The 25,601-nt window shown below is 37.8% G+C and carries 18 protein-coding genes and 1 pseudogene; 2 read left to right on the top strand and 17 right to left on the bottom strand.

All coding sequences use genetic code 11. From position 1 onward, the window contains the following. Positions 1-93: 93 nt before the first annotated feature. Positions 94-1,029, top strand: coding sequence for a LytR family transcriptional regulator (locus E1I69_RS15370; RefSeq protein ID WP_136380453.1), 936 nt, complete (start codon positions 94-96; stop codon positions 1,027-1,029). 483 nt (positions 1,030-1,512) lie between these two features. On the opposite strand, the gene E1I69_RS15365 is transcribed toward E1I69_RS15370, so the two are convergent. Both E1I69_RS15365 and E1I69_RS15360 read right to left on the bottom strand, forming a co-directional pair. Then, positions 1,513-3,084, bottom strand: coding sequence for a sulfatase-like hydrolase/transferase (locus tag E1I69_RS15365; RefSeq protein ID WP_136380452.1), 1,572 nt, complete (start codon positions 3,082-3,084; stop codon positions 1,513-1,515). Next, positions 3,065-3,388: a hypothetical protein gene (locus tag E1I69_RS15360; RefSeq protein ID WP_136380451.1), complete on the bottom strand. Its 324-nt coding sequence runs from the start codon at positions 3,386-3,388 to the stop codon at positions 3,065-3,067. Before E1I69_RS15360 ends, E1I69_RS15365 begins: the two co-directional genes overlap by 20 nt. A 518-nt stretch (positions 3,389-3,906) precedes the next feature. Here E1I69_RS15360 and E1I69_RS15355 point away from each other — a divergent pair. Continuing rightward, on the top strand, positions 3,907-6,561 hold the full coding sequence (locus tag E1I69_RS15355; RefSeq protein WP_136380450.1) for a tetratricopeptide repeat protein: 2,655 nt from the start codon (positions 3,907-3,909) through the stop codon (positions 6,559-6,561). Positions 6,562-6,635: 74 nt separating this feature from the next. On the opposite strand, the pseudogene E1I69_RS15350 reads toward E1I69_RS15355, so the two are convergent. The 15 genes and pseudogenes from E1I69_RS15350 to E1I69_RS15280 form a co-directional block, all read right to left on the bottom strand. Further along, positions 6,636-7,177: pseudogene (locus E1I69_RS15350) on the bottom strand (D-lyxose/D-mannose family sugar isomerase). 260 nt (positions 7,178-7,437) lie between these two features. Further along, on the bottom strand, positions 7,438-8,742 hold the full coding sequence (locus E1I69_RS15345) for an extracellular solute-binding protein (RefSeq protein WP_136380449.1): 1,305 nt from the start codon (positions 8,740-8,742) through the stop codon (positions 7,438-7,440). A 60-nt stretch (positions 8,743-8,802) separates the two neighbouring features. After that, positions 8,803-10,278, bottom strand: coding sequence for a glycoside hydrolase family 5 protein (locus E1I69_RS15340; protein ID WP_207308557.1), 1,476 nt, complete (start codon positions 10,276-10,278; stop codon positions 8,803-8,805). A 115-nt stretch (positions 10,279-10,393) separates the two neighbouring features. Next, positions 10,394-11,557, bottom strand: a complete 1,164-nt coding sequence (locus E1I69_RS15335; RefSeq protein ID WP_136380448.1) for a glycerate kinase family protein — start codon at positions 11,555-11,557, stop codon at positions 10,394-10,396. Between the two features lie 140 nt (positions 11,558-11,697). Further along, positions 11,698-12,777, bottom strand: coding sequence for a CdaR family transcriptional regulator (locus tag E1I69_RS15330; RefSeq protein WP_161974913.1), 1,080 nt, complete (start codon positions 12,775-12,777; stop codon positions 11,698-11,700). A 121-nt stretch (positions 12,778-12,898) separates the two neighbouring features. Next, the gene (locus tag E1I69_RS15325; protein WP_136380446.1) at positions 12,899-13,798 is read right to left on the bottom strand and encodes an AEC family transporter; all 900 of its coding nucleotides are present in this window, start codon (positions 13,796-13,798) and stop codon (positions 12,899-12,901) included. Positions 13,799-14,309: 511 nt separating this feature from the next. Further along, a complete protein-coding gene (locus E1I69_RS15320) occupies positions 14,310-15,437 on the bottom strand; it encodes a M15 family metallopeptidase (protein WP_136380445.1) in 1,128 nt (375 codons plus the stop codon). Between the two features lie 10 nt (positions 15,438-15,447). Beyond that, positions 15,448-16,188, bottom strand: coding sequence for a TraX family protein (locus E1I69_RS15315; protein WP_136380444.1), 741 nt, complete (start codon positions 16,186-16,188; stop codon positions 15,448-15,450). A 216-nt stretch (positions 16,189-16,404) separates the two neighbouring features. Further along, positions 16,405-17,568, bottom strand: a complete 1,164-nt coding sequence (gene mmsB / locus E1I69_RS15310; protein ID WP_136380443.1) for a multiple monosaccharide ABC transporter permease — start codon at positions 17,566-17,568, stop codon at positions 16,405-16,407. Next, complete coding sequence (gene mmsA, locus E1I69_RS15305) at positions 17,552-19,102, bottom strand: multiple monosaccharide ABC transporter ATP-binding protein (RefSeq protein WP_136380442.1); 1,551 nt, start codon at positions 19,100-19,102, stop codon at positions 17,552-17,554. The genes mmsB and mmsA overlap by 17 nt, the downstream gene beginning before the upstream one ends. Positions 19,103-19,180: 78 nt before the next feature. After that, positions 19,181-20,272, bottom strand: a complete 1,092-nt coding sequence (gene chvE / locus E1I69_RS15300) for a multiple monosaccharide ABC transporter substrate-binding protein (RefSeq protein ID WP_136380441.1) — start codon at positions 20,270-20,272, stop codon at positions 19,181-19,183. 150 nt (positions 20,273-20,422) lie between these two features. Continuing rightward, positions 20,423-21,637: a response regulator transcription factor gene (locus tag E1I69_RS15295; RefSeq protein WP_136380440.1), complete on the bottom strand. Its 1,215-nt coding sequence runs from the start codon at positions 21,635-21,637 to the stop codon at positions 20,423-20,425. Next, on the bottom strand, positions 21,630-23,453 hold the full coding sequence (locus tag E1I69_RS15290) for a cache domain-containing sensor histidine kinase (RefSeq protein WP_136380439.1): 1,824 nt from the start codon (positions 23,451-23,453) through the stop codon (positions 21,630-21,632). Before E1I69_RS15290 ends, E1I69_RS15295 begins: the two co-directional genes overlap by 8 nt. Before the next feature lie 25 nt (positions 23,454-23,478). Then, positions 23,479-24,474: a substrate-binding domain-containing protein gene (locus tag E1I69_RS15285; protein WP_136380438.1), complete on the bottom strand. Its 996-nt coding sequence runs from the start codon at positions 24,472-24,474 to the stop codon at positions 23,479-23,481. A 194-nt stretch (positions 24,475-24,668) separates the two neighbouring features. Next, positions 24,669-25,436, bottom strand: coding sequence for a transposase (locus E1I69_RS15280; protein WP_347561830.1), 768 nt, complete (start codon positions 25,434-25,436; stop codon positions 24,669-24,671). Positions 25,437-25,601 lie beyond the last annotated feature (165 nt).

Here is a 25,601-nt window from a genome sequence, read left to right as displayed (position 1 = left end):
TCTTTCGGGGAATCTAACCATATTATACATTTTATGGCGTTATAATGGACAATGCCATATTTTATTAATTTTAAATAAAATGAGGGGATATAAATGGGAAGACATAACAAAAAAATGAACAAAAAGAAAAAGTGGCTAGTATGGATTTTAAGTATTCTAGGTGTCCTGATTATTGGGATTGGAGGCTATGCCTTTTATTTGTACCAATCCGTTGAAAAGGCAGTTTCATCTATGCATACACCGATTGAGAGAGAAAAATCAGAAAAAAGAACGGAACAAATTGATTTTGGGAAAAAACATCCTTTTTCCGTCCTGTTACTTGGGGTAGATGAACGAGAAGGTGATAGAGGTCGTTCGGATACCCTTATCGTGCTTACAATAAATCCACATGTCAATTCCATAAAAATGTTAAGTATCCCACGTGATACAAGAACCGAGATAATCGGAAAGGGCACGCAGGATAAAATCAATCATGCCTATGCTTTTGGCGGTGTAGAAATGACAATAAATACCGTTGAAAACTTTCTAGATATACCCATCGACTATTTTGTAGAGGTCAATATGGAAAGCTTCAAAGATATTGTCAATGCAGTAGGTGGAGTTACCGTAAATAATCCATTTGCTTTTACGTTTGAAGGGCATACGTTTAAGAAAGGTACAATAAAACTAAACGGCGAAGAGGCATTAGCCTACTCACGTATGAGAAAGGAAGACCCACGTGGTGACTTTGGCAGACAGGACCGCCAACGCCAAATTATTCAAGCCGTGATTAAACAAGGCGCCAGCCTTTCAACCATCACGAAAGTAGATGACATTCTAGGAGTATTAGGAAACAATGTTCAAACAAACCTAACCTTTAACCAAATGCTCGAGATACAGAAAAACTATAAATCTACAGCTGGCAACCTTGAACAACTGCAACTCACAGGAAGCGGAACAAAAATAGGCGGAATATACTACTTCTTTGTCCCAAAAGAAGAACTCACCAAACTGTCATCTCAACTAAAACAACATCTTAGTGGATCATAGGGACAGTCAAAATGCAGCAAATCTATAAATGAGAATATTTAGTCAAATAAAAAAATAGCTTTTATTGTAGATATGTTAGATGTTGGCTCAACGATAAAACAAAATTTAAAGAGCTTTCTATGAGCAATAATCATCACCTTTTAAAAAAGAATAAAAAATTGAAAAGGAGTTCGTAGCAATTTTGAAATTACTTCCAACTCCTTTCCGAATATAAACGTTATAAGTTGGAGCTATATCAATTTTCTTAATAAAGCCCCTCTAGTTTACGAGTAAGGAATCACAAGAACAGAATGGTTATGGATGAGGTTGGAAAAAACATTTATGGCTTTAGAGAAAAGGTTCCGGATTATTTCGGTTTTTAAACATTGACCAATTACTGTATTCTTAATTAGAATCTATGGTTTTAATTAGCCTATTGTAAAACTACCCACAATGGCCGGAAACGGAACATATAATGAACAGGCAAAAATCACCATAATAAATCTATTGATTTTCTTGCGCCTTTGCCTTCCTCATTAAATCAAAATAATCATCCTGTAAAATTTTGTGGTTGTAAAATTCAGAGTTTTTACCTAACTCTTTATTTACATAATTTAATCCTAGTTCCTCTACCAATGTTTTACGGTCGGAAAAAAGATTCGTTCCTAAGCCCAAACGGTCCCCTTCGATTTCCACTCCCATACTTGCTAGGATAGTTGGAAACATGTCTAATGAGGTGAAAATTCTATTTTTTGAACTAACAGGATCCACTGCTGAATTTATAAATGTATTATAAATTGTTCGACTATAGCCACCATATGTGCGCTGTGTATAATAATCATCAGGTTGCATACTGTGATGATCTCCTATTACGACAAGTGTTGTGTTACTATAAAAGTTTTGTTGTTGCAACCATTTCACAAAATCATCTACTTGTTTTGAAGAGTACGCAAATACATTTTCATACTGGGTGTCATAAATCTTCTCAGCTCCGCTTTCTAAATAACCATCTGTAAAATGAGTATTAGCTGTTAAAAGTGAAATACTGAAAGGTTTATCTGAGTTTGCCAGGGAAGTTATTTCTTCTTTTGCCCATTCAAACAAATGAGAGTCATCAAATCCCCACCATACCTTTTCACTTTCCTTCATTTTACCTTCTTTAATAGCTGTATTTAAATCAAAAATATCATAATTTCCATGTCTTTTATAAAAATTTGTGCGTCCACCAAAATTTGCATTTGAACCAAACATAGCCTTAAGATTATATCCCTCTTTATTCAAAATATCTCCCAGTGTATAAGCACCTGATAAAAAGTTAGTAGATGATGTATATTCATTCCCGTTTACTGGTATTTTCAATGGCAAGCCAGATGTTGTTCCTACCAGTCCCCCTACTGTCCAGGTAGTACCTGTAATAGGGAGTGCTCCCCCTATTTTATCTGAATTAGAAAAATTTACATTCTCCTTGGCTAATTTCTCTAATTCAGGAATCACCGTATAATTCCAGCCACCCCCATTTTCATTAGCAATCATGGAATTTTCCATCGACTCCAAATATAAAAGAACTAAGTTCCTTTTTTCTTTTGGAAAAGTCATTGATATATCATTACCATTAATGTAGTTATCCTCGATAAAGGTGGAGTATTCAGTTAAACTCTTTATATAATTATTAACCCCCAACATTTGATAACAGGTTATTAGTGATATAAATAAAATAAAAAATGCATATAGTAATCTAAACTTATAAATAAAATTATTTGGAAGTATATTGAAGAAAAACTCTTTATTTTTAATTTTTACTTCAATTATATTTTTCCTTTTTTTTATTTTCATAATTGGCATGAATATAATGCAAAAAATGATTAAAAACGGAAGTAGACTTGTAAAAACAGCAGAAATAAATACATCATTTGAAGCACCTTCCGTACCGCTTACAAGATAAAATAACATTTCTTCAATGCCTTGGTCGGCAAATTTAATGCTTATATAAGCAGAAAGTGAAATAATTACTGCACTAATCACTAAAATAGATATTGCTAATATGCTCAAAATAGATTTATTCGTCTTCTTTTTCATTTACTGTTTCAACCTTAAAATTAATTTTTATATTTAACTCAATAAAACGATATACAATTACTATTACAGTTGCAATACAGATAGCCAGCAAGCAATATTTCACTGTAAATTGTATAGTAAATATTACTTGTTCGACTTTTAATAAAAGCAAGATTACATAACATATGCAATTAGTTGTCACCATAAAGAAGGCTAAATAAGAAATATTTTGAAATACTTTGAAACTATTATTAGTTAACTTTGAGTAAAAAAGTACAGCTATAAAAGAAGGCATAATTAATGCCATCACTTCATTAAAAGTCATAATTTTCCTCCATGTTTTTTGACTTGATTATGATTAGAGCTTAAGTTAATTTCCTTCCGCATTTTTGGAAAGGGTTATAAATAACTTTCGACAAATCCGACATTGAAAATTATAGCACTCTTCTTAATAACCTTAAAGGCATTCAAACTAATAGGTTACACAAAAAACCATATATTTACATGGTTTAATACTAACATTTCTGCATGAGACAAGATTTATGAACGATTTCTTTTGGATAACTTGTATTAAATTGGAAGTCTTATATTAAATTAAACGGTCCTTACGTTAGCCAGTAGTTTTTTATAAAATATTTTTAGATTTTTTGTTTGTTGGGGATTAAAGAAAACTTGAGAAACACCTTTTTATTTACATTTTTGAATAAGTGATAAAGACCAATTTCACTTGTGTAATATAGTAATACACACTACTACTAACCGACATAAATAAAGTCTCTGTAACGTATCAATTTATAATTGGTTATTTTATTCCAGAACCACTGTATCAATGGAGGTTTACACATGACAACAGAACATGAATTTATTACAAAAACGCATTATAAAACTATAATTACTGAAAACGATAAAAGACATCCTGTTGATATTCTTGGCGAGGCATACATGGTTGAGCAGGAAAAGGAAGTGTATGACCTGACGAATATCCGATTTGCCCAAGGGGAAATTTACTTTCATTCTAAGGATTATGAAGCAGCTATTTATAAATGGGAGAATATCACCAATGATCTCCAACCATGGGCAAAAAAGAATATTGCAGATGCGTATTACGAGCTTGGGTTACTCTCAAATGCTGAAAAAATATATGGCTCAATCATCTCAAAAAATCAGGTGTTAACAAGTGAGGTTTCATTATGCCTGTTCTCCCTTTATCTTGAGGACAACAAGATTGATGCCGCTTATCGCGTATTGCAGGAAGCGATTGAAGGAAATCCCGATTATCCTGAACTAACATCCATTGCCAAACGCTTTTATGAAGAACAGGAAGATTGGAAAAATGCGGTTGAACTAGCGATTAATGAGGCTAATCGTACTCAAGATTTGTATTGGTTTGACGGATTAATTTCCTACTGTGAAGCTGGTCATGGTCTTACATTTACACCTGATACGTTCGTTTCCTTATTACGAACACTATATGAACTGGATCAAGCTAGATTTAAACAACTCTTAGCGGCGATTTGGCAACACTACAAAAATACGGACCATTACCTAGATTGGTTACATTCAGTTATTCAGATAATGAAAGATTTAGAGATTGATCCGTACGATTCCTGGCATACGATTTCAAGTTTATTTGAGGAGACATATCTTCAATTAACAAAAGGGGATTATTTATTGCGTGACATCGGAAAGTTGATGCCAAAACTGCTGATTAATTGGTTGAATACGACTACAGCAACGAATGGTTTGAACGCGGCAGCAGCAATCTTAGCGTGGGATGATATTTTTCCTTCTGCGTTCAAGACTGTGATTGTAAAAGAAGCTGAAATCGTTCTAGAAAATGCACATGGTCGCAAGATATCCATGGATGAGTGTCATCACTTCATGAAGACCATTATCGATTGGGCTCAAAAAAATAATATTGAAACAAGCAAGCGCCTAGTATGGGGCTTCGAGCAACTTTTTGATAAGGATACTACCTACTTGCTTGTTCTTGGTAAAGGGAAAGGTTCTTTCATTAACTCAATCTTAGAAGAAGAAATTCTGACTCCATCGCTTTCTTCTTTTGCCTGCATTCAATATGGAGAAAAGAAGGAAATTACTGAGGTGTCCGATACAGGCCGGAGTCTGCTGACTGCTTATGAAGAAGCTACGAATCCAGACTCGATTATCGAAACAAGCCTACCTTCCACTCGATTACAACAGTCAGCGATAAGGCTAAACACCACTGGTTACAACGAGTACTTTATGGAGAAACGGAAAACCTTTGGCTATTTACCTGTCGTAGATGGCGTTTTATTTGTGCATGAAGCCGAGGTACTCACAGAATTGGACTTAGATTATCTTGCCCAAATCAAGCATTCCGCCAAGGATACTCCTGTACATTTTGTACTTCGTAACATGTTTGACGAGGGGAAAATCAAGGAGTACTTCCCAGATGCGGTTGTTCATTCTTTCAGCAACGTCAACGTCCTACGTGACATTAAGGCCAGCTACCGTACGACCAATCGCGTTGGAAAAATTTTATTTTTACTTAGAAAAACGATTTCCAACCTGCTTAAAAAGCGTGTTGACTCAGAAAACAAACTGATTGAGTTAATCGCACATAATGAAGAATTCATCACCAGACTAACTGGATTTAACAACAGTCTGAACGATAAGGAAATGAGCCAAAGTAAAGAAATTGTTGATTCGTTTACAGACGTAATTTCAGAGGTTAAACGTAACATCACTGAAAAAGTACCGAAAATCCTTGCCGATTGCTCGAAATATATAACGGAAGAAAGTAATTTAAACCAACTTCACATTGAGTTAAATGAAAAAATGAATGAAGAGATTCGAGGATTATTTGATCAAGAGATTGTACCAGATCTTACTGAGAATCTTCAGCAATGGATAGAAGGTACAAATCAAAAATTAGTGGCTACCCAGGATTACTTAGATGGTATGACCGAGTCACTCGCAGAAGGTTATCCTGAAAAAGAACTCAAGCTTCAATGTGATTTCAAGGTGGTTGAGGACTGGCGTAGAGACATCGGTCGCATGACCTATCAAATTCAAATTGAAAAGGAAAACATCATGCTTCGTCACAACCCAGCTCAGGTGTTGTTAAAGAGTGCAGGAAAAGTGTTAGGCTTACTGCCACAAAAACAGCAATCGTATATACTTAACCAGTATAAACGCTATGTAGAAAATGAATCGTACACGGAAGTTGTCGAATCGATCCAGAGAAAATTTTGGCAGCAATTTGACTTTTTCAATAAATCGTTGCAGCAGGATGTCGGCTTATTTTATAAGGAATCTTTAGAGGAACTATCAAGAGTAATTGACGACACGAAGAATCGGGTTGAACAAGACAAAGAAATTCTAGCAAAAATGAAATCAAACCCAGAAATCTACTATGATCCGTTGAAGCTATTTGAAACAAGGCTTGTTCAAAATGAACGTATTGCGAAACGGGACACGGGGACAGGTTCCTTGTCCCACACTCACACTCTTTAAAAACAACACAGACACAACGAATTGGTTTTTAACCAGCGTTGTGCCTGTGTTTTTATTTTATCGAGGGATTGATTTTATTCAATCTCCGGAATCCTTTTTATTTCTTGATCAGTAAAAACGTCATATTCGTCCGTACTCATCGTAGAAAACTCGGATACTACTGCCCCTTCTTCGCCCGCTTGAAACCAATGCAAGGTATTTGGTTCTAACGTATACTGTTCACCCGGTTTTAAGACGATCTCATTCCACACAGTAAACGTATCCTTTTTATCTTCCGGAACTTTAGCTTTTGGTTGGTCGACTGCTGGTCCCGGAACATATAAATAAACGGTTCCATAACGACATCTAAACGTCTCCTCCTTACCTGGAGATTCTCCTACAGGTGATGTAGATGTTCAGGACAAGTCTGGTTTGGAAGAAGTACTAAATCCTTCGCGCAGCAGCGGTCCGTATTGATGTATACCATCAACTGTAAACCAAGCTCTCTCACTCTATTTAACCCAAAATCTGCAATCTCAAGTCTATCAATTTCTTCTTCTGTCAAAACAATCTTGCATTTCTTGAAGTATTCCAATGTTTCCTGTTTAATAAGCTCAAACTCTTTACGGGATACCATCGTGTGCCTCCTTGTCATATGTACTCTAATTAGAGTACATATGACATATTTTTTTAGAACTAGAAAGCAACCTTGTTTCTGTATTAAAGATTGGGGAACCGTCAGAAATGCCATCCGATGGGTTTTTTCCAGATTAACCCTACTTAGGAAATTCTAGTTATAAAATTAGACCCAGTATCATTTGCACCTGTCAACTATCTGCAGAGACCAAAATCCCCCTGTGACCACTCCCTTAAATCACGAACTCTCTCACAGAATCTTTATTTTAGTATTTCCTTAGCTTTGTTCTCCATGGCTTTTGCTGCTTCTTCCGGGGTCTTGCTCAATCCAAACAACTCATAAGTTGTATCTTTGTGAAGTTCCGCCAATTCTGGTGGTAATGTTTGATCATAAGGGAATTGAATGGAATTTGCCTCATTAATCCACTCAGTAAAAGTCTTTACGTACCCATCTTCTACCTCTACCCCTTTTATAGCAACCACATTTCCAGAACGGTTCACATAATCCTGAGCCGTTTCTAAACTAGTCAATTCATTAAGTAAAGCCACTGCTAACTCTGGATGTTTTGTATCCTTCTTTACTGACCAAGTCGGGGATATACCAGCACTCATATTGGAAGGATCGCCTTTTCCACCCTCAACAGCAGGGAATTGGAACACGCCCATTTTTTCTTCAAATTCTGGGTACTCTTCACGTACATGGTTAACAAACGCAGACGTTTGAAGCAACATCGCTGCTTGTCCAGAATACATCAATTGACGAGCTTGACCTGAGTCATACGGAATTCCGTTGAATCCAGGGTTAAACGCCTCCATCTCTACTAACTCTTGTATATACTTACCAGCTTGAATATACGCATCATCATCAAATCCTGTTCCTGTTCGACGGTAAGCTTGTTGGAAGACTTCTTCCCCTCCAATGCGATCAGCTAAATACATGAGAAAGAACGCTCCTGGCCATTTTGGTTGATTGGCTAAAGCAATTGGATACACATCTGCCTTTTTCAGCTTATCAATAGCTGCTAGTAATTCACTATATGTTTCCGGAACCTCTAAACCATTTTGTTCAAATATCTCTTTGTTATAATAGAAGGAATAAACAGAGATGCCTAAAGGCAAACCATAAATTTTATCATCGAACTTTGAATTATTTAATGCAACGTCAACAAAACGTTCGAAATCGATTTCCTTTTCTGTTAGATTCAACACTTTATCCGATTTTACAAATTCTTCTAACCAGCCACCACCCCAGCTAGCAAACACGTCTGGAGCTTCACCACTTGCCATAGCAACAACAACACGTTGTTTATAATCATCATTAGGAGCTTGAACAATGTTCACTTTTACGTTCGGATTTTTTTCTTCAAAACGTTTAACTGCGGCTTCATATATCTCTTTTCTAGTCCCAGTATCAAAATGCCAAAAATCAAGTTCGATTTGATCTCCGGATCCGGTTTTAGAATCGGAACCAGAGGCTTTTTCGTTTGATTCTTCCTTGCCTCCACATGCGGCTAATGCAAGTAAACAAAATAATGCTACTAAAATGAATAAATAAATCTTCTTCATAATTGACCACCTTTCCTTTTCTTTTGAAATATACAAGATTCATAGTTTAGAGACTTTCTTTTAACTACCGATGGTCTGATTCGTATGTTTCATCAAAATGTCTAGTAAACCATCATTAATTTTACAATTTTTAAAAGCAAATGATTGCATGACATCATCGATTTTTTCTTCTGATAATCCTTTAAAAATTTTCGCATAAACTGGCTGAATCAAAGCACCTGTATAAACGGTTAAAACAGCCTGAGAAAGTGCTGCAACGTTAAAGTGATGATTAATACCGGAATCTCCAATGACGGTTTCAAGCGTGTTTGCTAGATTTGCAATTTGATCCCTTGCCTCACGTCCAGGGAGCCAAATCATCCAATCATCGGTATTGAGTTTATGCTTAAAATCAATAATGGAGGATATCCGCTGCATGTACTCGGATTCTGGATCTAACATGGCAAGTCCCATTACCCCTACATCTTTATAGGTCCATGTTGTCCAATGCGCTCCAAACTGTTCAAAAATACTTAGCTGATCATCCATCGCCGCGAGTCGGTATGGAATTTCTTCTGTTGGCCCATTGTACACCGAACCAAACTCTCCTACCCAAAGTGGAACATCATACTTCTGAGTAAAGACGGTTCCTTGATGGCCTTTAAATACCTGGATTTGTTTTTCTTTATCCCAATAAACGCCACTTTCAATCCTTGCTGTCTTTGCATCCGCAATTCCAGGGTATTGGCCCGGTCCAAAGCCTGCTGCTGTATAATTATGGCTACTGTAAACTAAATTCTCAGCAAATGGAGCATCTAACCCTTCAAAAAACTTCGAATAATTATCTCCCTCAAGGAAAATGATGTGGTCTGGATCAATTTTTCGAATGGCATCAACAGTTCTCTTATAGATACGATTCATTCTTTCCCAATCCGGCTTATAATTTCCAAAGAAGTTATGAGGATAATCTCCGTGTGGTGTATTCACACATGGTTCGTTCATGATGTTGTAACCAGCAATTACACTTCTCCCCTGATAGCGGCGAGCAAACTCTTCCCACAAGGCAATGAATCGATCTTGATATGTTTTATCATGCCAGAAGAAACTATGCCTAATATCATTATCTGAATGCCAATGCGTGTTTTGATACCCTTGAACAGCGTGAAGGTCCAAAATGACATACAACCCATGCTTTTCACAAAGGTTAATAATTTCGTTTAATCGTTGAAAGCCCTTTTCTTTATAGGAGAAAGGCGCCTCATCATCCTCAAAATGGCGATAATTCAAAGGAAGACGAACTGTATTTGCACCCCAACTTTTAATAAATGTAATATCCTCTTCTCCAAAGAAATGGTGTTGCATTCGATCAAACAGAAATTCTGCCTTCCCTTTTCCTATTTCCTCCGCTACCGCGTGGCGTAGGCTATGTTCTGAACCCGTATAGCCGTTGATAAAATCTTCCATGTTCATCCATCCGCCAATGCAAGTTCCTCTTAATTGAATCGGATTTCCTTTTGTATCGGTAATCTTGTTCTTTACAACTTTCAGCATTTCCATTTGCGAAAACCACCCTTTTCAACAAGTTACTATTTTTAATTCATCGAGAAAACTATGCCCACAGGATTTTAAAATATCAGACCATTCCCTAGGTGTAATTCTTCCCATCACCACCTTAATGTTGTATTTTCTTGCCCATTTGGCTACGAGCTAGAAACAAGCGTAGTATTTGTTCACTCTTTGAACTTAAAAGTTTGCTAGTATGTAACATTGCCTCATCTAAATCCATAGGACCATTTGTTATACTAAACGCTGCTGTAAGACCAAGCCGGTCGATCATGGTCCCATCCGCATCAACCTGACCACATACCGCAATAACGGGGATACCTCTTGGATTACACAATCTTGTTATCCCTGCAACTACTTTGCCAAACTCTGTCTGCATGTCGAGCCTGCCTTCCCCAGTTATGACAAGATCAAATTCATGAGAATCTATTAACTTTGGTAAAGATAAAACCTCCATTACTAAATCAACGCCGGGCTTTAATTTTGCATTTAAAAACGGTAACAAGCCACCTGCTACTCCACCAGCTGCCCCCGCCCCTTTATAATCATGAATTTGCCAACCAGTTTGTTGATAGACCACGTCGGCAAAAACGGTCAGGGCTTGCTCTAATTCCTCTATAGCTTCGGGTGTTGCTCCTTTTTGTGGTCCGAATACACGTGTCGCTCCGTTTTTACCTATTAAAGGATTCCGGACATCGCATGCCATTTGAAACTTCGCATTTTTTGTGGAAGCGCTGACATTTTTATCATCAATACAAGCTAATTTCTTTAAACTCAGTACCCCTTCTGGTAATTCCTGTCCCTCTTTATCGAAAAAACGAAATCCTAATGCCTTAAGTATTCCAGTGCCCCCATCGTTGGTAGCACTTCCACCCAGACAAATAATAAAAGAGTCTATTCCATTATCTAATGCGTGTTTGATTAATTGTCCCGTACCATAGGTAGAGGTTTCAGTCGGCTTAAGTTCAGACTTTTTTAGTAAAGGGAGACCTGAAGCGACAGCCAATTCAATTACAGCAGTTCTGTTGTCACCCATGATTCCATAATGGCCATTTATTTCTCTTCCAAGCGGATCTAGTACATCTACATAAACGATTTTCCCATTTGTTGCGGTAATTAAGGAATGTAATGTACCCTCACCCCCATCCGCCATAGGAAGCACCATTGTTTCCAAATTACCATCTACTTTTTTCAAACCAGTTTCTATTGAAGTTGCAACATCCATTGCGGATAAGCTTCCTTTAAAAGAATCTGGTGTTATCAGGACCTTCATCCCTAACCCTCCAGGAACAATTTAAATTAGTTTTTAACCTATATGTAAATTATAAAATTATGAAAATTATAATAATATGGATAATTTACACAAAAAAACCTACATAAATCCCATGATTTTTTGTAGGTTTTGTACATATTCTATAACCAATCAGATATTTTTAAAATCATCGAATCATAGAAGTTTCTAGGGTTATAGCCTGTTATCTCATAAATTTTGTTTAAACGGTACAACAAAGTATTTCGATGAATAAACATGGCCGACGCTGTTGCATTTACATTAAGATTATGACTAAAAAACATATTAAGTGTTTGTAGTTGCTCAGGTGTCAACTGTTTCTGGATTCGGTTTTTTACTACCTTGCGTTTATCCTCATCCACTTCATTTAGTAACAGTTGAATCTCATAATCTCTAATGTTAATTTTGTTCTCTTTTGTTTGATTTAAAACTAATCTTAATTGCTTCATGACATCCCGGACCTGTTCGAGATGTTCTAAGACATATCCTCTTGCCATACGAACGTTACCAAATTGAGTTAACATATACCTTTCAACGGTGCTTTCAATTCTAGCAATTTCATTAATCGACTTTGAATAAATTAAAAGTAAAAATGTAGTCGCATCTACGTATGCATAAATGCACGAGAACGGTTTCAAAATCGCTTCAAGATCTTTGTACAAATAGGATAATAAAGGAGTATCATCTTGATCTTCATTCATAACGGAGAAAGCCATTGGATAAAAGGGTGCAGATAGATTTACATGTAATACAGATAGTTTTTGCGAAATTTTGCTATGGTTTAAATGATCGGACATCAACTCATCCAAGATAGCTTCACTTGTCCTAAACTTCCACTCTACTTCATTTGAAAGGAGTTGTTGCCTAATCAATAACTCTGTCATTAAAACAACTAAGGCTCCAAAATCCTTAATTTTTTCTGGTTCTCCAGAGATGCCAACAACACCAATTAATTGATTTTGATCATATATTGGGAAATTAATCCCAGGCTTTGCGCCACGATATTCAATGACATTACTATCTGTTATATAGAGAGGCTTTCCAGAACTTACAACTTGAAGTGCCCCTTCGTGAAACGTATCTTCTCTGCTTTTATCACCAGAACTTAATACAATCCCGTTATGGTCAAAAATATTGATATTATATCCCAATCTTTTTATTGTTTCCTTCACAACGATATCTGCAATTTCTTTTGTAAGCATGCACAATGCCCCCGTTCTAAATTGATTTATTATTTTAAACCCAAAATTCGCCTTCAAAGTCAACATATAAGGTAATAGTGGTAAGAAAATGTGGGACAGTGAACCTGTCCCTCTGACCCACCTAGAGCAAATAGAGTAAAAGTGGAATTGAAATCAGGCTAAGTAAGGTCGTTACAAGGGTTGTGAATGAGAGCAGGTCAGGTTTGCAGTCAAATTGCACGGCTAGTATAGTTGTGTTGGCAGCAACTGGCATCGCGGATAGGAGCAAAAAGACATGTTTAATTAACTCGCTAACTGGCATAATCGTAACTAGTGCCAAGGCAAGAAGGGGTGATACGACCATTCGGAGTATTGTTATACTGCTAACATATTTTAATTTGAATTTTTGCAGCTTAATTTCAGCCAATTGCATACCCAGTATTAGCATGACCACGGGAATGGATGCACTCCCTACCATACTAATTCCATCTATAATGGTAGAAGGTAATGGAATGTTCAGAATCTGGAAGATCATCCCTAATATAGCCCCATACATGACGGGCATACGAATTAACCGATTAAATGCCCCCTTTATACCATTCGAGCTCGCCCCTCCAAGGGATGCAAGAAAAATACCTATTGAATTAATTAGAAATGCATGAATGACCATAATAATGATGGCGTATTCAAAAGCCATTCCACCAAATGCAAATAATGCAACGGGTGCTCCGTAATTGCCGCTATTCGGAAAAATACTTCCAATTTGCATGGCGGACATATGTGACCTGTCTGCTTTTAATAGCTTTCCAGTTAAGTAAGTAACACCGACTAACAGAATGGTAAGAAACACCGTAAAAACAAAGATATAAAAATAATCCGCATTTAATTGATTCGTATAAAACGTATCAAATGTTAAAAAGGGTACTAACAAATATAAAGATAACTTTGAAATAGACTTTATATCAAAGGTGAGGACCCTTTGACCAATGAATCCGGCAGTGAAAATAAGAAATGCAGGTAAGACGATCAATAGTAACTCCATCGGAATTTCCCTTCTATGTTTCTACTTATTTGTCATTCTATCACAAGTATACTCATTTAAATTAGCAACCCATCTCATAGATAAGTTGTTAGCTTTATTAAAGGATATCATTATCCTTGCCAAACATTCTACCCGCAGTTTTGATTTTCCGAGGAGTCATCGACAATGTAGGTATAGTGGGACGCAGGGACAGGTCCCATCTTTCCACCAACACCGCAAAAGGGCCCAGCGTTCGGATTGATCTAAACCGAACGCTGAACCTTTTTAATATGATTTCAATATACTATTATTTTGATAACATACACTATTACAGCCCATTTTCTAGGGCCATCAATCCATCCAAACAAACGATTGATTGAAATTTATACTTCCAGCTGCCATTAAGGTAGACTATTAATCAAGCGCTTGTTTGAAATAATAATTCCTGAATAGTACAGTTTTTAACAAAGTGAAATTTCACTATACCGGAATAGGGACGAGGGACCTGTCCCTCTGTCCCACCTCTGTCCCACTATGGAGTTACACTCAAGCATTCTGTTAATGTATAGCCCCCAACACTTGGATGCTGTTTGACGGCATTCAATGCATCTAGGTCATTGAAGTGCCACCATTCTGAAGCTAAGGGTGTAAGACCCGCATTTGTTAGATATTTTTGTAGTGTAATGGCTGATTCATTCATTGAATCTGCTAATTTAGCATTTTTCCACGCTGTTGGAGATGTAGATGGAACTGGTTTGGTAAATGTAATAGATGCCAAACTTAGTTCATGCATTGGCGTTGGCATTGTGTATTCCGTGTATCCAGTGATATCAGTTACTAAATATTCCCCTACTGCTACTTCTTCTTTTGAATCAATTTTAGCCAGTGTTACATCAATCGCATAACCCATCTGATGGTTTGAAACACTTGTAGCGATAAACCAATTTGTGCTCCAAGGTGCTGTGTTTATCCCAGCCATCACGCTTTTATCTACTTTTGCTAGGTTCGTCAATGCTGCTACGACTGCTTTTTGAGTGGAATAGGGTCGATACCCTTCATAGATGACTAACGTATTTCCATTAGCTAGCGCTTCTTGTTGGGCAAGAACTATTTTTTTGGACATGGAATACAAGACAGGAACGATAAATTCCTCTTTTCCAAGTCTCTTGTTAAATGTTTTTCCTTCGTACAAGGCTTGTCCTGTTATTCCAGGAATCGCAGCTCCGGAAGAAACAAATTCGGAAGAGTAGGTATTGGTACTATCATATATAATAGAAGGAATCACGTCCGGAAGGTTAATGAAACAGTACGTACTATCTACCCAGCCTTCGGAAGTCGCATTTTTGATGTACCACCAATTTCCTTCCTCTTTTTCGATTGTAAAGGCTGTACCAGCTTTCAACGTTTCAACTGTTTCAGATTCTATCGTTGGAGATGACATTACGTTTAAATCGATAGATGTGTAACCTGTTGCCCCATTAATCGGTAATTCCAAATCTCCTTCGTATTTTACAGGAGTTGGGATTGGCTCTAATTCTTCTAGTGGATCTGTTTCCTGAAGAGGCGCGATCGTCTCTTCAACAATTGGTTCTTCCACAACTGCAGATGAACAAGCTGTCAATACGAATACGAACGATATTAGTGCAATTAATTTTTTCATATTACCTCCACTAGGTAAAAACAATGTATTTTAACATATATAAAATGATTAAATGTAATGGATAAAAGACATAAAAGCCCCATTTTAACAGGTTTGATTTTTTACCGCGTCTGCCTTTATACATAATCAACAATGGAATGGCCAAGAAAATCCCAAATTGATAGGCATGGTGCCAGCCCAAATTGCTGATTTCAGGTATGATGTGCAAAAAAAGCCCTATGAAAATAAAGCTAATGATTTGTTTATTTAATTGTCCGCGAAAAATGCCAAAAAACATGATCCATAAAACCGCAATATAATTCCAATCGGCTGGATATGCAAGCATACAACAAACAAACACCAAGGCTAGCTTCAAGTAAAGCGGCAGTCTTTCACTTTTTACAATGGTCAAAGCGATTAACCCCAACGCTAACCCCCACATGACACTTGTTGCTTTCCACCATGGTAATTTAAAGTATAATACATACGGAAAATGAGAGATAGCTGCAAAAATAACCAATCTCTTGATGTACTTGTTAATATTGGATGTGTAAAAATATCCCATCGCGATAAAATAACAAAAAATCGGAGCAACAACCCTTCCCGGTATACGCGAAACAAACCCTAATAACGTTTCCTGAGGGATAAAACCGGCAAAAAGATGATCAAAAAACATGGCAATGAGTGCGATATATTTTAATGCATTTGAAGATAAATCCCTTTGAAACGTAGTAGAGTCTGTCAGGTCTTTTTGGTAAGTAGTGTATTGCATGGAATCCCCCGCTTTTGCGTTAAGTGAATTACAACCTTAGTATTAGAAAAAATCCCATTTTTTATTTTCGAATGTAGGTTATACTATCAAGACAAATGCAAAAAAAGCACAACTAACAGCTTTTATCTGCTAGTTGTGCTTACTCAAACAGTATTTCGATATTGAATTCCTTTTAGACTTCGACTTTTTGCTGAAACAACTGATCCACAGCATCCGCTATTTTCCAGCTCGGTTTTTGTTGTAGATGTCGAAGCCTACAGCGAGTAGGAGTACGAGTCCTTTGATCGCTTGTTGCCAGTCGATTCCGACACCAATCAGTGACATGCCATTGTTCATGATTCCCATAACGAGTCCACCGACAATGGCGCCGATGACAGTTCCTACGCCACCAGCCATGGAAGCCCCACCAATAAATACTGCAGCAATGGCATCAAGCTCGAGCATGTTACCCGCTGCTGGTGTTGCAGAGTTAAGGCGCGAGGCAAACATTAATCCAGCTAGGGCTGCGATTACTCCGTTATTCACAAATACCCAAAATACGACACGCTTAGTTTTAATACCAGACAAATCAGCCGCTTTCTGGTTACCGCCTGTTGCGTATACATGACGACCCATAACTGTATTTTTCATCACGAAGGTGTAAATCACAATGAGAATAATAACAATGATTAACACCGTTGGAATTCCTTTATTCAACGCCAATTGATACGCAAACCAGTTAATCACAGCGATTAGCAATGCCATTTTTGTAACAGATAGCCATAACGGACTCACTTCAAGGCTATATACCAATTGCTTTTTACGGTTTCTGAACTCCATATAAATTAAAACGATTGATAGAATGACAGATAAAAGAATAGTGAGTAAGTGCAAATCTCCTGAACCAATTGCAGGTAAAAAGCCCCCGCTCAGCATTCCAAATGACTCTGGAAATGGCGCAAGTGATTTCCCATCTAAAAGATACAGGGTTAGTCCTCGGAAAATTAACATACTTGCTAAGGTTACGATAAAGGACGGTATGCCGACATACGCAATCCAAAAACCTTGCCAAATTCCAATTATTGCACCGACAACGAGTGATAGAATAATAGCTAACCATACCGGCACATTATGATTAATCATTAGAACTCCGGCAATTGCGCCGACGATCGCAACAACGGAACCGACAGATAAATCAATATTCCCCGTAATAATGACTAAAACCATCCCAATTGCTAGTACGAGGATGAACCCGTTTTGCAAAATTAAATTGGTCAAGTTTAATGAACTAAAGGATATTCCATCCGTTAAAATCCAAAATAGGCCAGCAATGAACACAAGTGCAATGATCATTCCATATTCCCGGATATTGTTGCGAAATAAGTTACTTAGTGTTTGCACGATTCGTCCCTCCTGTTCCGGTCATATAACGCATGACACTCTCCTGGTTCGCCTCTTCACGACCAAGCTCTCCCGTTATACGACCATCATTCATCACATAAATACGGTCTGACAGCCCTAATACCTCTGGTAACTCTGATGAGATGACAAGGACACCCATTCCTTCAGCCGCTAATTCATTTATGAGTGAATAAATTTCAAATTTCGCCCCTACATCAATTCCACGGGTCGGTTCATCCAAAATTAAGATATCCGGCTCGGTAAAAATCCACTTACTTAAGACAATTTTTTGTTGATTTCCGCCACTTAAATTTCCCGCAAGCTGAGCCAATGATGGGGTTTTAATATTTAATCTTTCCCTTAAAACTTGGGCCTCCTGTACTTCCTTGGTTTCATCAATCACCGTATTCGCTGAAATACGTTTGAGATTTGATAGGGTTATATTCCGTTTGATATCGTCAATTAAGTTTAATCCGTATGTTTTCCGGTCCTCCGATACATAAGCTATTCCATGCTTAATCGCTTCGCTAACTGTATTTACTTGTATTTCCTCACCGTTCTTGTATAATAAGCCGGTAATTTTTTTGCCATATGTTTTGCCGAAAATACTCATCGCAAGTTCGGTTCTGCCGGCTCCCATTAAACCTGCTAAGCCCACAATTTCTCCACGACGAATGTGAAGATTCACATTATCAATCACTTTTCGATCACGTTGCAGCGGATGATAGACATTCCAATTTTCCACTTCAAAAATGATGTCACCTATGTTTGGTACTCGGTCTGGATAACGGCTGGTCAACTCTCGCCCTACCATCCCTTTAATAATTCGATCCTCTGACGCCTTTCCATCCTTAGCTTCAAACGTCTCAATTGTTTGTCCATCGCGTAAAATCGTAATTTGATCTGAAATACTAGACACTTCGTTTAATTTATGAGAAATCAGAATGGAGGTAATTCCTTGTTTTTTTAGTTCAAGTAAAAGCTTTAAGAGGTTTTCGCTGTCTGTTTCATTCAGGGCTGCTGTTGGTTCATCTAAGATTAAGAGTTTCACATTTTTAGATAGCGCTTTTGCAATTTCAACAAGCTGTTGTTTCCCGACCCCAATATCCATGACAGCCGTGTTCGGTGATTCTATTAACCCTACCCGTTCTAATAGCTTTTTTGCCTCTAAGAATGTTTCCTGCCAGTTTATAATCTTATTGGATTGTCTTTCGTTCCCTAAAAATATATTTTCTGCAATTGATAAAAATGGACTTAATGCCAACTCTTGATGGATAATAACAATCCCAATATGTTCACTTTGTTTAATATCTTTAAAATGGCATTCTTCGCCTTCAAAGTAGATGCTACCTTCATAGGTACCACTTGGGTAAACACCACTTAATACTTTCATCAATGTTGATTTTCCGGCACCATTCTCACCCACTAGTGCATGAATTTCACCCTTTTTCACCTTTAAATTCACGTTGTCTAGTGCTTTCACTCCTGGAAATGTTTTTGTGATGTTACGCATTTCTAAAATATACTCGGACATATCCTCACCACCTCGTTAAAAATCACGGAATGAAGTAATTTAGTGGTGACTGAATATCACCACTAAATTCGGGGTTACTTATTTTACTTCGTCTTCTGTGTAATATCCGCTATCAATTAACACTTCTTTGTAGTTGTCAATATCGACTGAAACAGGATCAACTAAATAAGAAGGAACGACTTTTTGACCATTGTCATATGTTTCTGTATCATTTACCTCAGCCTCTTCACCTGATTCAATCGCTTTAATCATTTTCACGACGACAGAAGCAAGGTCACGTGTATCTTTAAACACGGTTTGTGTTTGTTCACCAGCAATAATCGATTTTACAGAAGCAGACTCTGCATCTTGTCCAGTTACAATTGGAAGAGGAAGATCAGCAGAACCATAACCTACACCTTTTAATGCTTGAATGACTCCACGGCTAATTCCATCATAAGGTGATAAAACAGCGTCTACCTTTTCCCCGCCTGAGTATGCTTTACTTAAAATATTTTCCATACGTGATTTCGCGGTGTTTCCATCCCAGCGCATCGTTGCTCCTTGTTCAAATTCTGTTTGACCACTTTGAACAACCAATTTCCCGTTATCAATATATGGTTTTAGAATAGACATCGCACCATCCCAAAAGAAGTAGGCATTGTTGTCATCTGGTGAGCCACCAAACAACTCAATATTAAATGGTCCGGCTTCTCCCTTAAGGTTTAGCGCTTCCTCAATATAGGATGCCTGTAAAACACCTACTTGGAAATTATCAAATGTTGCGTAATAACTTACATTTGGTGTTTCCATAATTAATCGGTCATACGCAATGACTTCAATGTCTTGATCGGCAGCTTTTTGTAATACATTCGTTAAGGCAGTGCCATCAATTGATGCAACAACTAAGATTTTTGCACCTTTTACAATCATGTTTTCTATTTGTTCAATTTGCTTATCCACATCATCTTCTGCATATTGCAAATCTGTTTTATAACCGAGTTCTTCTAATTGCTTCACCATATTATTTCCATCATCAACCCAACGCTGTGAGGACTTCGTTGGCATTGCGACCCCAATTAACGTATCTTTTGAATCGCCTCCAGAACCCGATGATTTGTCGTTTCCACTGCAGGCCACTAAAGAAAAAATCAAACTAACAATTAGTGCTAAAAACCCTATTTTCTTCATAGATTGAAACCCCTCTCTTTTTTTGTTATCTACCTGTTTATAAAATAGCATCTTCATAGATGTAAGGGCTTTACATATTTTTAATCTATTTTTATAAAAATTTAAACAATTTGTAATGTTCTTCTTTCGCACAAAAAAAAGCACCTTCTACTAAAGGTGCACGTTTTCTTCATCATTCTTAAACTGCATCGGTGATATTCCGACTACTTTTTTAAAAGTAGTGCTAAAGTAATGTTGTGTATCATAACCAACGGTTTCTGCTATATCTCGTACCGATAAATCGGTCGTTTTCAATAAATCCACGGCTTTATTGATTCGCATTTGGGTTAGAAGACCAACGTAGGAAATACCAAGCTCATGCTTAATCATCCGACTTAAATAAACACTCGTAATATGTAATTCTTCAGCTACCCTTTCTAACGTGAGCGAAGAATCCTGATAATGCTCTTGAATATAAGCTAGAGCTTGTTTCACAATTGGTGATATTTTAATTTGCTGATCCACCTGCCTTTTGCATTGATCATAGACTTTATATAAATGAACGAAGTCCTGAATGAAGATGTCTTCCACATGGTAATAGATTGTGATATTAAAATAGTTTTGTACGACCTCTTCAATTTTTGTCAGGGATTCCCTGTTGATCGGCTCCCATAAACAAACATTTAGCAAATGAGATTGGTCCCAAAAGATAACCGCCTTTTCTGCACCCATCATTTCCTTGACGATATTTTCAATTGCAAATAAATACAATTGCCGGTCATTTTCTTGCATAAATGTTTGATTCAAATGATAATCTGGCCATTTAATCACGAGATATTGCTTCGGAAGTGCAACTGGCAGGTGTAAAAACTGTAATTGTTCGGAAATCTCTTCATTCGCTAACTGTCCTGCAATCCAATCCTGAAAAAAACGTTCTTTGAGCTGGGTATGATTTCTTTTTATTTGGACGGCGGCTTGTTGAATATATTTCTTCTGGTTAACTTCCAAATCCAGCTTTTGTTTAAGGTCCTGGATTAACGCTTCGAGTTTTCCGGGATTTATCGGTTTCAATAAGTAATCTTCCACCTTTAACCGAAGGGCTTCTTGTGCATAACGGAAATCATCATACCCCGAGATGACAACCATTTTACAATTTGGCAACTGGTTCTTAATCTCTTTCATGGCCTCAAGCCCATCTATAATCGGCATATTTAAATCAATAAGCAATAGATCAATCTGGTTGTAAATGGCTAATTCAATGGCTTCTTCTCCATCCTCTGCTTCTCCAATGACCTCCATGTTAAACTTCTCCCAGTCAACAGAAGAATGGATTCCATCCCGAATTATGTATTCGTCATCTGCAATTAAAAGCTTCCATTTACGCATGTTTCTTCCGCTCCTCTTCCCATCCAATATCTTCTTCTAAAATAGGTAACACCAGCTCGAGCGTTGTCCCAACCTTTTCTTTACTCTCAATCGTAATCCCATAACGATCCCCAAATGCAAGTACGATTCGAGCTTGAACGTTTAAAATTCCATATCCCTTTTTATCCTTCACTTCACCTTGATTTTCTGTTCTTCTAACAGCATCTCTAAGCGCTGCACGAATTTCGTGAAGCCGTGATTCCGGCATTCCTGCACCGTTGTCTTGTATCGTTAGGCGTAAGATTTTGTTATTTTGTTGTGCAGAAACGATGATTTGACCTGGACCTCGACGCTCTTTTATCCCATGGTAGATGGCATTTTCGACAAGGGGCTGCAAAATAAATTTGAGAACATATAACGAAGAGACACTTTCGTCCACCTCAATTTGATACTGAAGCTTTTCACGATATCTTGTTTGTTGAATCTTTAAGTAGCTTTCGATATGCTCTATTTCCTTATCAAGCGGTATCATGTCTCTTCCCTTACTCAACCCGATCCGGAACAATTTTGCTAACGATTCAACGACTTCCGCTATATCAATCGCCTTTTGTTTTCGCGCCATCCATTGAATCGTATCAAGCGTATTGTAGAGAAAATGAGGGTTGATATTGGCTTGTAAACTTCTAAATTCTGCTTCTCGCTTCTGTCTTTCGTGCCTCTCCGTTAAGCGCAGCAATTCATTGATTTGTTTTATCATTTTATTAAAACTTCGTCCAAGCATTCCGATTTCATCATCACGCTTTTCTGTATAACGAACCCCGAGCTCTCCACCTTCGGCCTTACGCATAAATTTCATCAACTGTCCGATTGGTTTAGAAATGGAATTGGATAAAAAGTATGAGACTGGAATTCCAAATAAGAGAATGATAAAAACAAAAATGACCAAATAAAACTGTATTTCTCTTATTTCAAAAATAGATTCCTCTGTGGGAAACACACCGACGGTTGTCCAGTTAGAATACGGTGACTTTTGGTAAATAAATTGCAATTGCTGCGATTGAACTTCTTTTGAAAATGTACCTGACCTTTTTCCTTCCAGCCACTCATTCGGGATGGTATCGACTAAAGGATCATTAGGTTGATAAATAGGTCTGCTATGTTCATCAATCACAGTCAAGTAACCTGTTTTCCCTAGCCGCACATCTACCAATGTTTCTGCAACTGTTCTAACCTTTAAATCTATCAAAATGACCCCTAGTACTTCCTGTGAAATCGGGTCAATCACGGCACGAACACCAGACACCACTTCATCATTTTTGTAACTTACCAATGATGCGAGATGGCGATCCTTCGGCTGACCAATCATTTTAAAGATTCCCTTATTTTCTACCGCCTCTTTATACCAAGACTCCTCCGTTAAATCCTCTATCCCTGGGGCATACAGTTCGTTACTCACATATTCCCCCGAGCTATTCACCACTAGAACCCCCGCTACTTCCGGCAATAGTGTTGTAAAGTTACGAAGATAGCGCTGTATCTCAAATTCATTTGTTTCAATTTGACCTTGCCCGTCTTGATTGAAAAATTCTTGAATCCTATCATTAAAGGAAATAAAGTAGGTAACTCTCTGCATGTTGTTCAAATAAAACTCAAATGTTTCGTTCACTTTACTGATGAGCTGTAAGGTATTTTGATTAACTTGCTCTTCCACTACACGCTTAACTGTCCAATTAATTAAAAGCCCTAAACATATAATCGGGATAATACTAATAATTAAGAAATGAGTTATGAGCTTATATCGAATTGGTAAGTTATTTATTTGTATGAAATTTCTCAATACAACCAATCCATTTCCGCGAAGTTTATTGTGGATAGTAGGAATCCACATTTTCCTTTGTTACAATCGTTACACCTGTATCAACGTTGCGTGGTAAAGGTGCATTTTTACGATCTTGATCATATATGCCATGTTGTAAGTGGAATAAAAACTGTAAAGACCAGTACCCCATTTCCCACGTTCCCTGTGCAATTGTGGCAGAAATGACATCGTCTTTAATCATATCAAGGGTGCCTTTGTCTGTATCAAAACTTATAATTTTAATAGAGTCTTTGAGATTATTTGAGACGATGGCTTGTCCAACTCCTACTCCGCCATTTGCTTCTGTAACGAAGATACCAACTAAATTCGGATTCGCGGCAATCATCGCCTCAGCCTCCTCTTTTGAGATTACTTGGTCGCCTCTTCCATCGTTGATGGAGACGACCTTCATTTCAGGGTATTCCTTGGAAATGGTATCCTGAAAACCTTTTGTGCGTTCCTGGTGATTTAACTGATGAGGAAGTGTAATGACGCCTACCTCCCCTGATTTATTTACTAAGTCCGCCATCTTGTGGGCCGCCTCTACCCCCGCTTTATAATTATCTGTTCCTAGAAAAGAATATGCCTTACTTTCTGGCGCATCTGCGTCAAACATTACAACAGGAATTCCAGCCTCTACTGCTTTGTCAATCACTGGATTTAAGGCTTCTGGGTCCATCGTGGAGATTGCGATTCCCGCAGGATTTTTCGCAATAACCTGCTCCAGTACAGTCATTTCTTCGTGAACATCATATTGCGTCGAGCCCCGGTACTCGACCGATACATTTAACGATTCTGCTGCATCCTCAAAACCCTTTAGCGCTCGTTTCCAGTAATCAATCCCCACCAAGAACGTCACCATTACGTATGTCTCATCCATATTTCCGACCAGTTCATTCTCATTCCATGCACGCTTTGTCGAACTCTCCATTTGGTAGTTATATATATAAATCACAAACAATCCGATGAGTAACAGATAAACGAATAGCAGCTTTTTCACTATGAAACCCCTTTCACAAAAACAGTGGTTACTAGAATCCATTTCAATATATGCCTATTATAGCGTAACTCTGCCAAAAATTCTCAATATTTTGATGGGACACGGGGACAGGTACCTCGTCCCACTTCGTGCCCGCATCTGGGACAGGGGGACAGGTCCCTCGTCCCAGCTCGCCCCCGTCCTAACTCTTTCCATTACACTCGCTGTATCACACTTTTGGATATCCCCGTTACCCTCGATATCTGCCTTAAACTAACACCTGTAGTCTCCTTCAACTGCAGTAGCACGGCGTCTCTTTTTTTTCTCTCCATCCGCTGTAAAGCGCTTTTATTTGGAATCCCCATCTCCTGCAGATACTCCCTCACTTCACTATCCGACAACCTGACACGCTCCAAATATTCCATACATTCATCAGTATTAGGAGAACTCATATAATCAACAAACCTCTGCAACGCCGTTTTCTCTTCTCCACCAGAAAACAAACTCACCCCAAACTCAGTATCTACTAAACCTGCACCACCAAAATATTCATTCAAACTCGTCCAACTTGCCTCAAACACATTCGCGGCCAGACCCGCTTTCACTGGATTCTGATGAATATACCGCAGAACCGTTAAGAAGTAGCGCTTGGATTCAACTTTCTCACTCCGAAATCGTTCCTGAAACAAATGCCCGCATCGCTCATATTTCATGTTATACCAATAAACATAACTGGAACTTATTCGCTTTATCGAATGACCAATCGGCTCGTCCATCTCCCTTATCAACAAATGAATATGGTTGTCCATCAAACTATAGGCATAGAACTTATAACGAGAAATCTCCTTATACCTTTGTAAAACATTCAGAAACCGCGTCCTATCCTCATCATCCTCGAAGATCGTCTGCTTGTTAACGCCCCTTAAAATGACATGATAAATGCCGCTTCTGCTCTTAATCCTTGCAACTCTTGGCAATAGCATCACCTCTATTAATTGAATATGGGTCAGTGGACCTGTCCCACTAGCTTTGCATAATTGCATTTATTTTGATAAAAAGTAATATATTTACAGTTAGTTTTTTTGCTTGGGAGCTAAAACAACAATCATGAATAAAATTGTTGTTTGTTCCCATTTTTTGGTATTTTC

This window comes from Bacillus timonensis (genome assembly GCF_004799755.1).
Taxonomy (GTDB): domain Bacteria; phylum Bacillota; class Bacilli; order Bacillales; family Bacillaceae_L; genus Ferdinandcohnia; species Ferdinandcohnia timonensis_A.
This window is presented reverse-complemented; position numbering and strand designations above follow the sequence as displayed.

Excerpts from the sequence above, each read along its gene's own strand:
- mmsA (WP_136380442.1), bottom strand. The coding sequence starts at position 19,102 with ATGTCCGAGTATATTTTAGAAATGCGTAACATCACAAAAACATTTCCA.
- E1I69_RS15280 (WP_347561830.1), bottom strand. The coding sequence starts at position 25,436 with ATGCTATTGCCAAGAGTTGCAAGGATTAAGAGCAGAAGCGGCATTTAT.
- E1I69_RS15325 (WP_136380446.1), bottom strand. The coding sequence starts at position 13,798 with ATGGAGTTACTATTGATCGTCTTACCTGCATTTCTTATTTTCACTGCC.
- E1I69_RS15320 (WP_136380445.1), bottom strand. The coding sequence starts at position 15,437 with ATGAAAAAATTAATTGCACTAATATCGTTCGTATTCGTATTGACAGCT.
- E1I69_RS15370 (WP_136380453.1), top strand. The coding sequence starts at position 94 with ATGGGAAGACATAACAAAAAAATGAACAAAAAGAAAAAGTGGCTAGTA.
- E1I69_RS15330 (WP_161974913.1), bottom strand. The coding sequence starts at position 12,777 with ATGCTTACAAAAGAAATTGCAGATATCGTTGTGAAGGAAACAATAAAA.
- E1I69_RS15295 (WP_136380440.1), bottom strand. The coding sequence starts at position 21,637 with ATGCGTAAATGGAAGCTTTTAATTGCAGATGACGAATACATAATTCGG.
- E1I69_RS15315 (WP_136380444.1), bottom strand. The coding sequence starts at position 16,188 with ATGCAATACACTACTTACCAAAAAGACCTGACAGACTCTACTACGTTT.
- E1I69_RS15335 (WP_136380448.1), bottom strand. The coding sequence starts at position 11,557 with ATGAAGGTCCTGATAACACCAGATTCTTTTAAAGGAAGCTTATCCGCA.
- E1I69_RS15360 (WP_136380451.1), bottom strand. The coding sequence starts at position 3,388 with ATGACTTTTAATGAAGTGATGGCATTAATTATGCCTTCTTTTATAGCT.
- E1I69_RS15340 (WP_207308557.1), bottom strand. The coding sequence starts at position 10,278 with ATGGAAATGCTGAAAGTTGTAAAGAACAAGATTACCGATACAAAAGGA.
- E1I69_RS15355 (WP_136380450.1), top strand. The coding sequence starts at position 3,907 with ATGACAACAGAACATGAATTTATTACAAAAACGCATTATAAAACTATA.
- E1I69_RS15345 (WP_136380449.1), bottom strand. The coding sequence starts at position 8,742 with ATGAAGAAGATTTATTTATTCATTTTAGTAGCATTATTTTGTTTACTT.
- chvE (WP_136380441.1), bottom strand. The coding sequence starts at position 20,272 with ATGAAGAAAATAGGGTTTTTAGCACTAATTGTTAGTTTGATTTTTTCT.
- E1I69_RS15365 (WP_136380452.1), bottom strand. The coding sequence starts at position 3,084 with ATGAAAAAGAAGACGAATAAATCTATTTTGAGCATATTAGCAATATCT.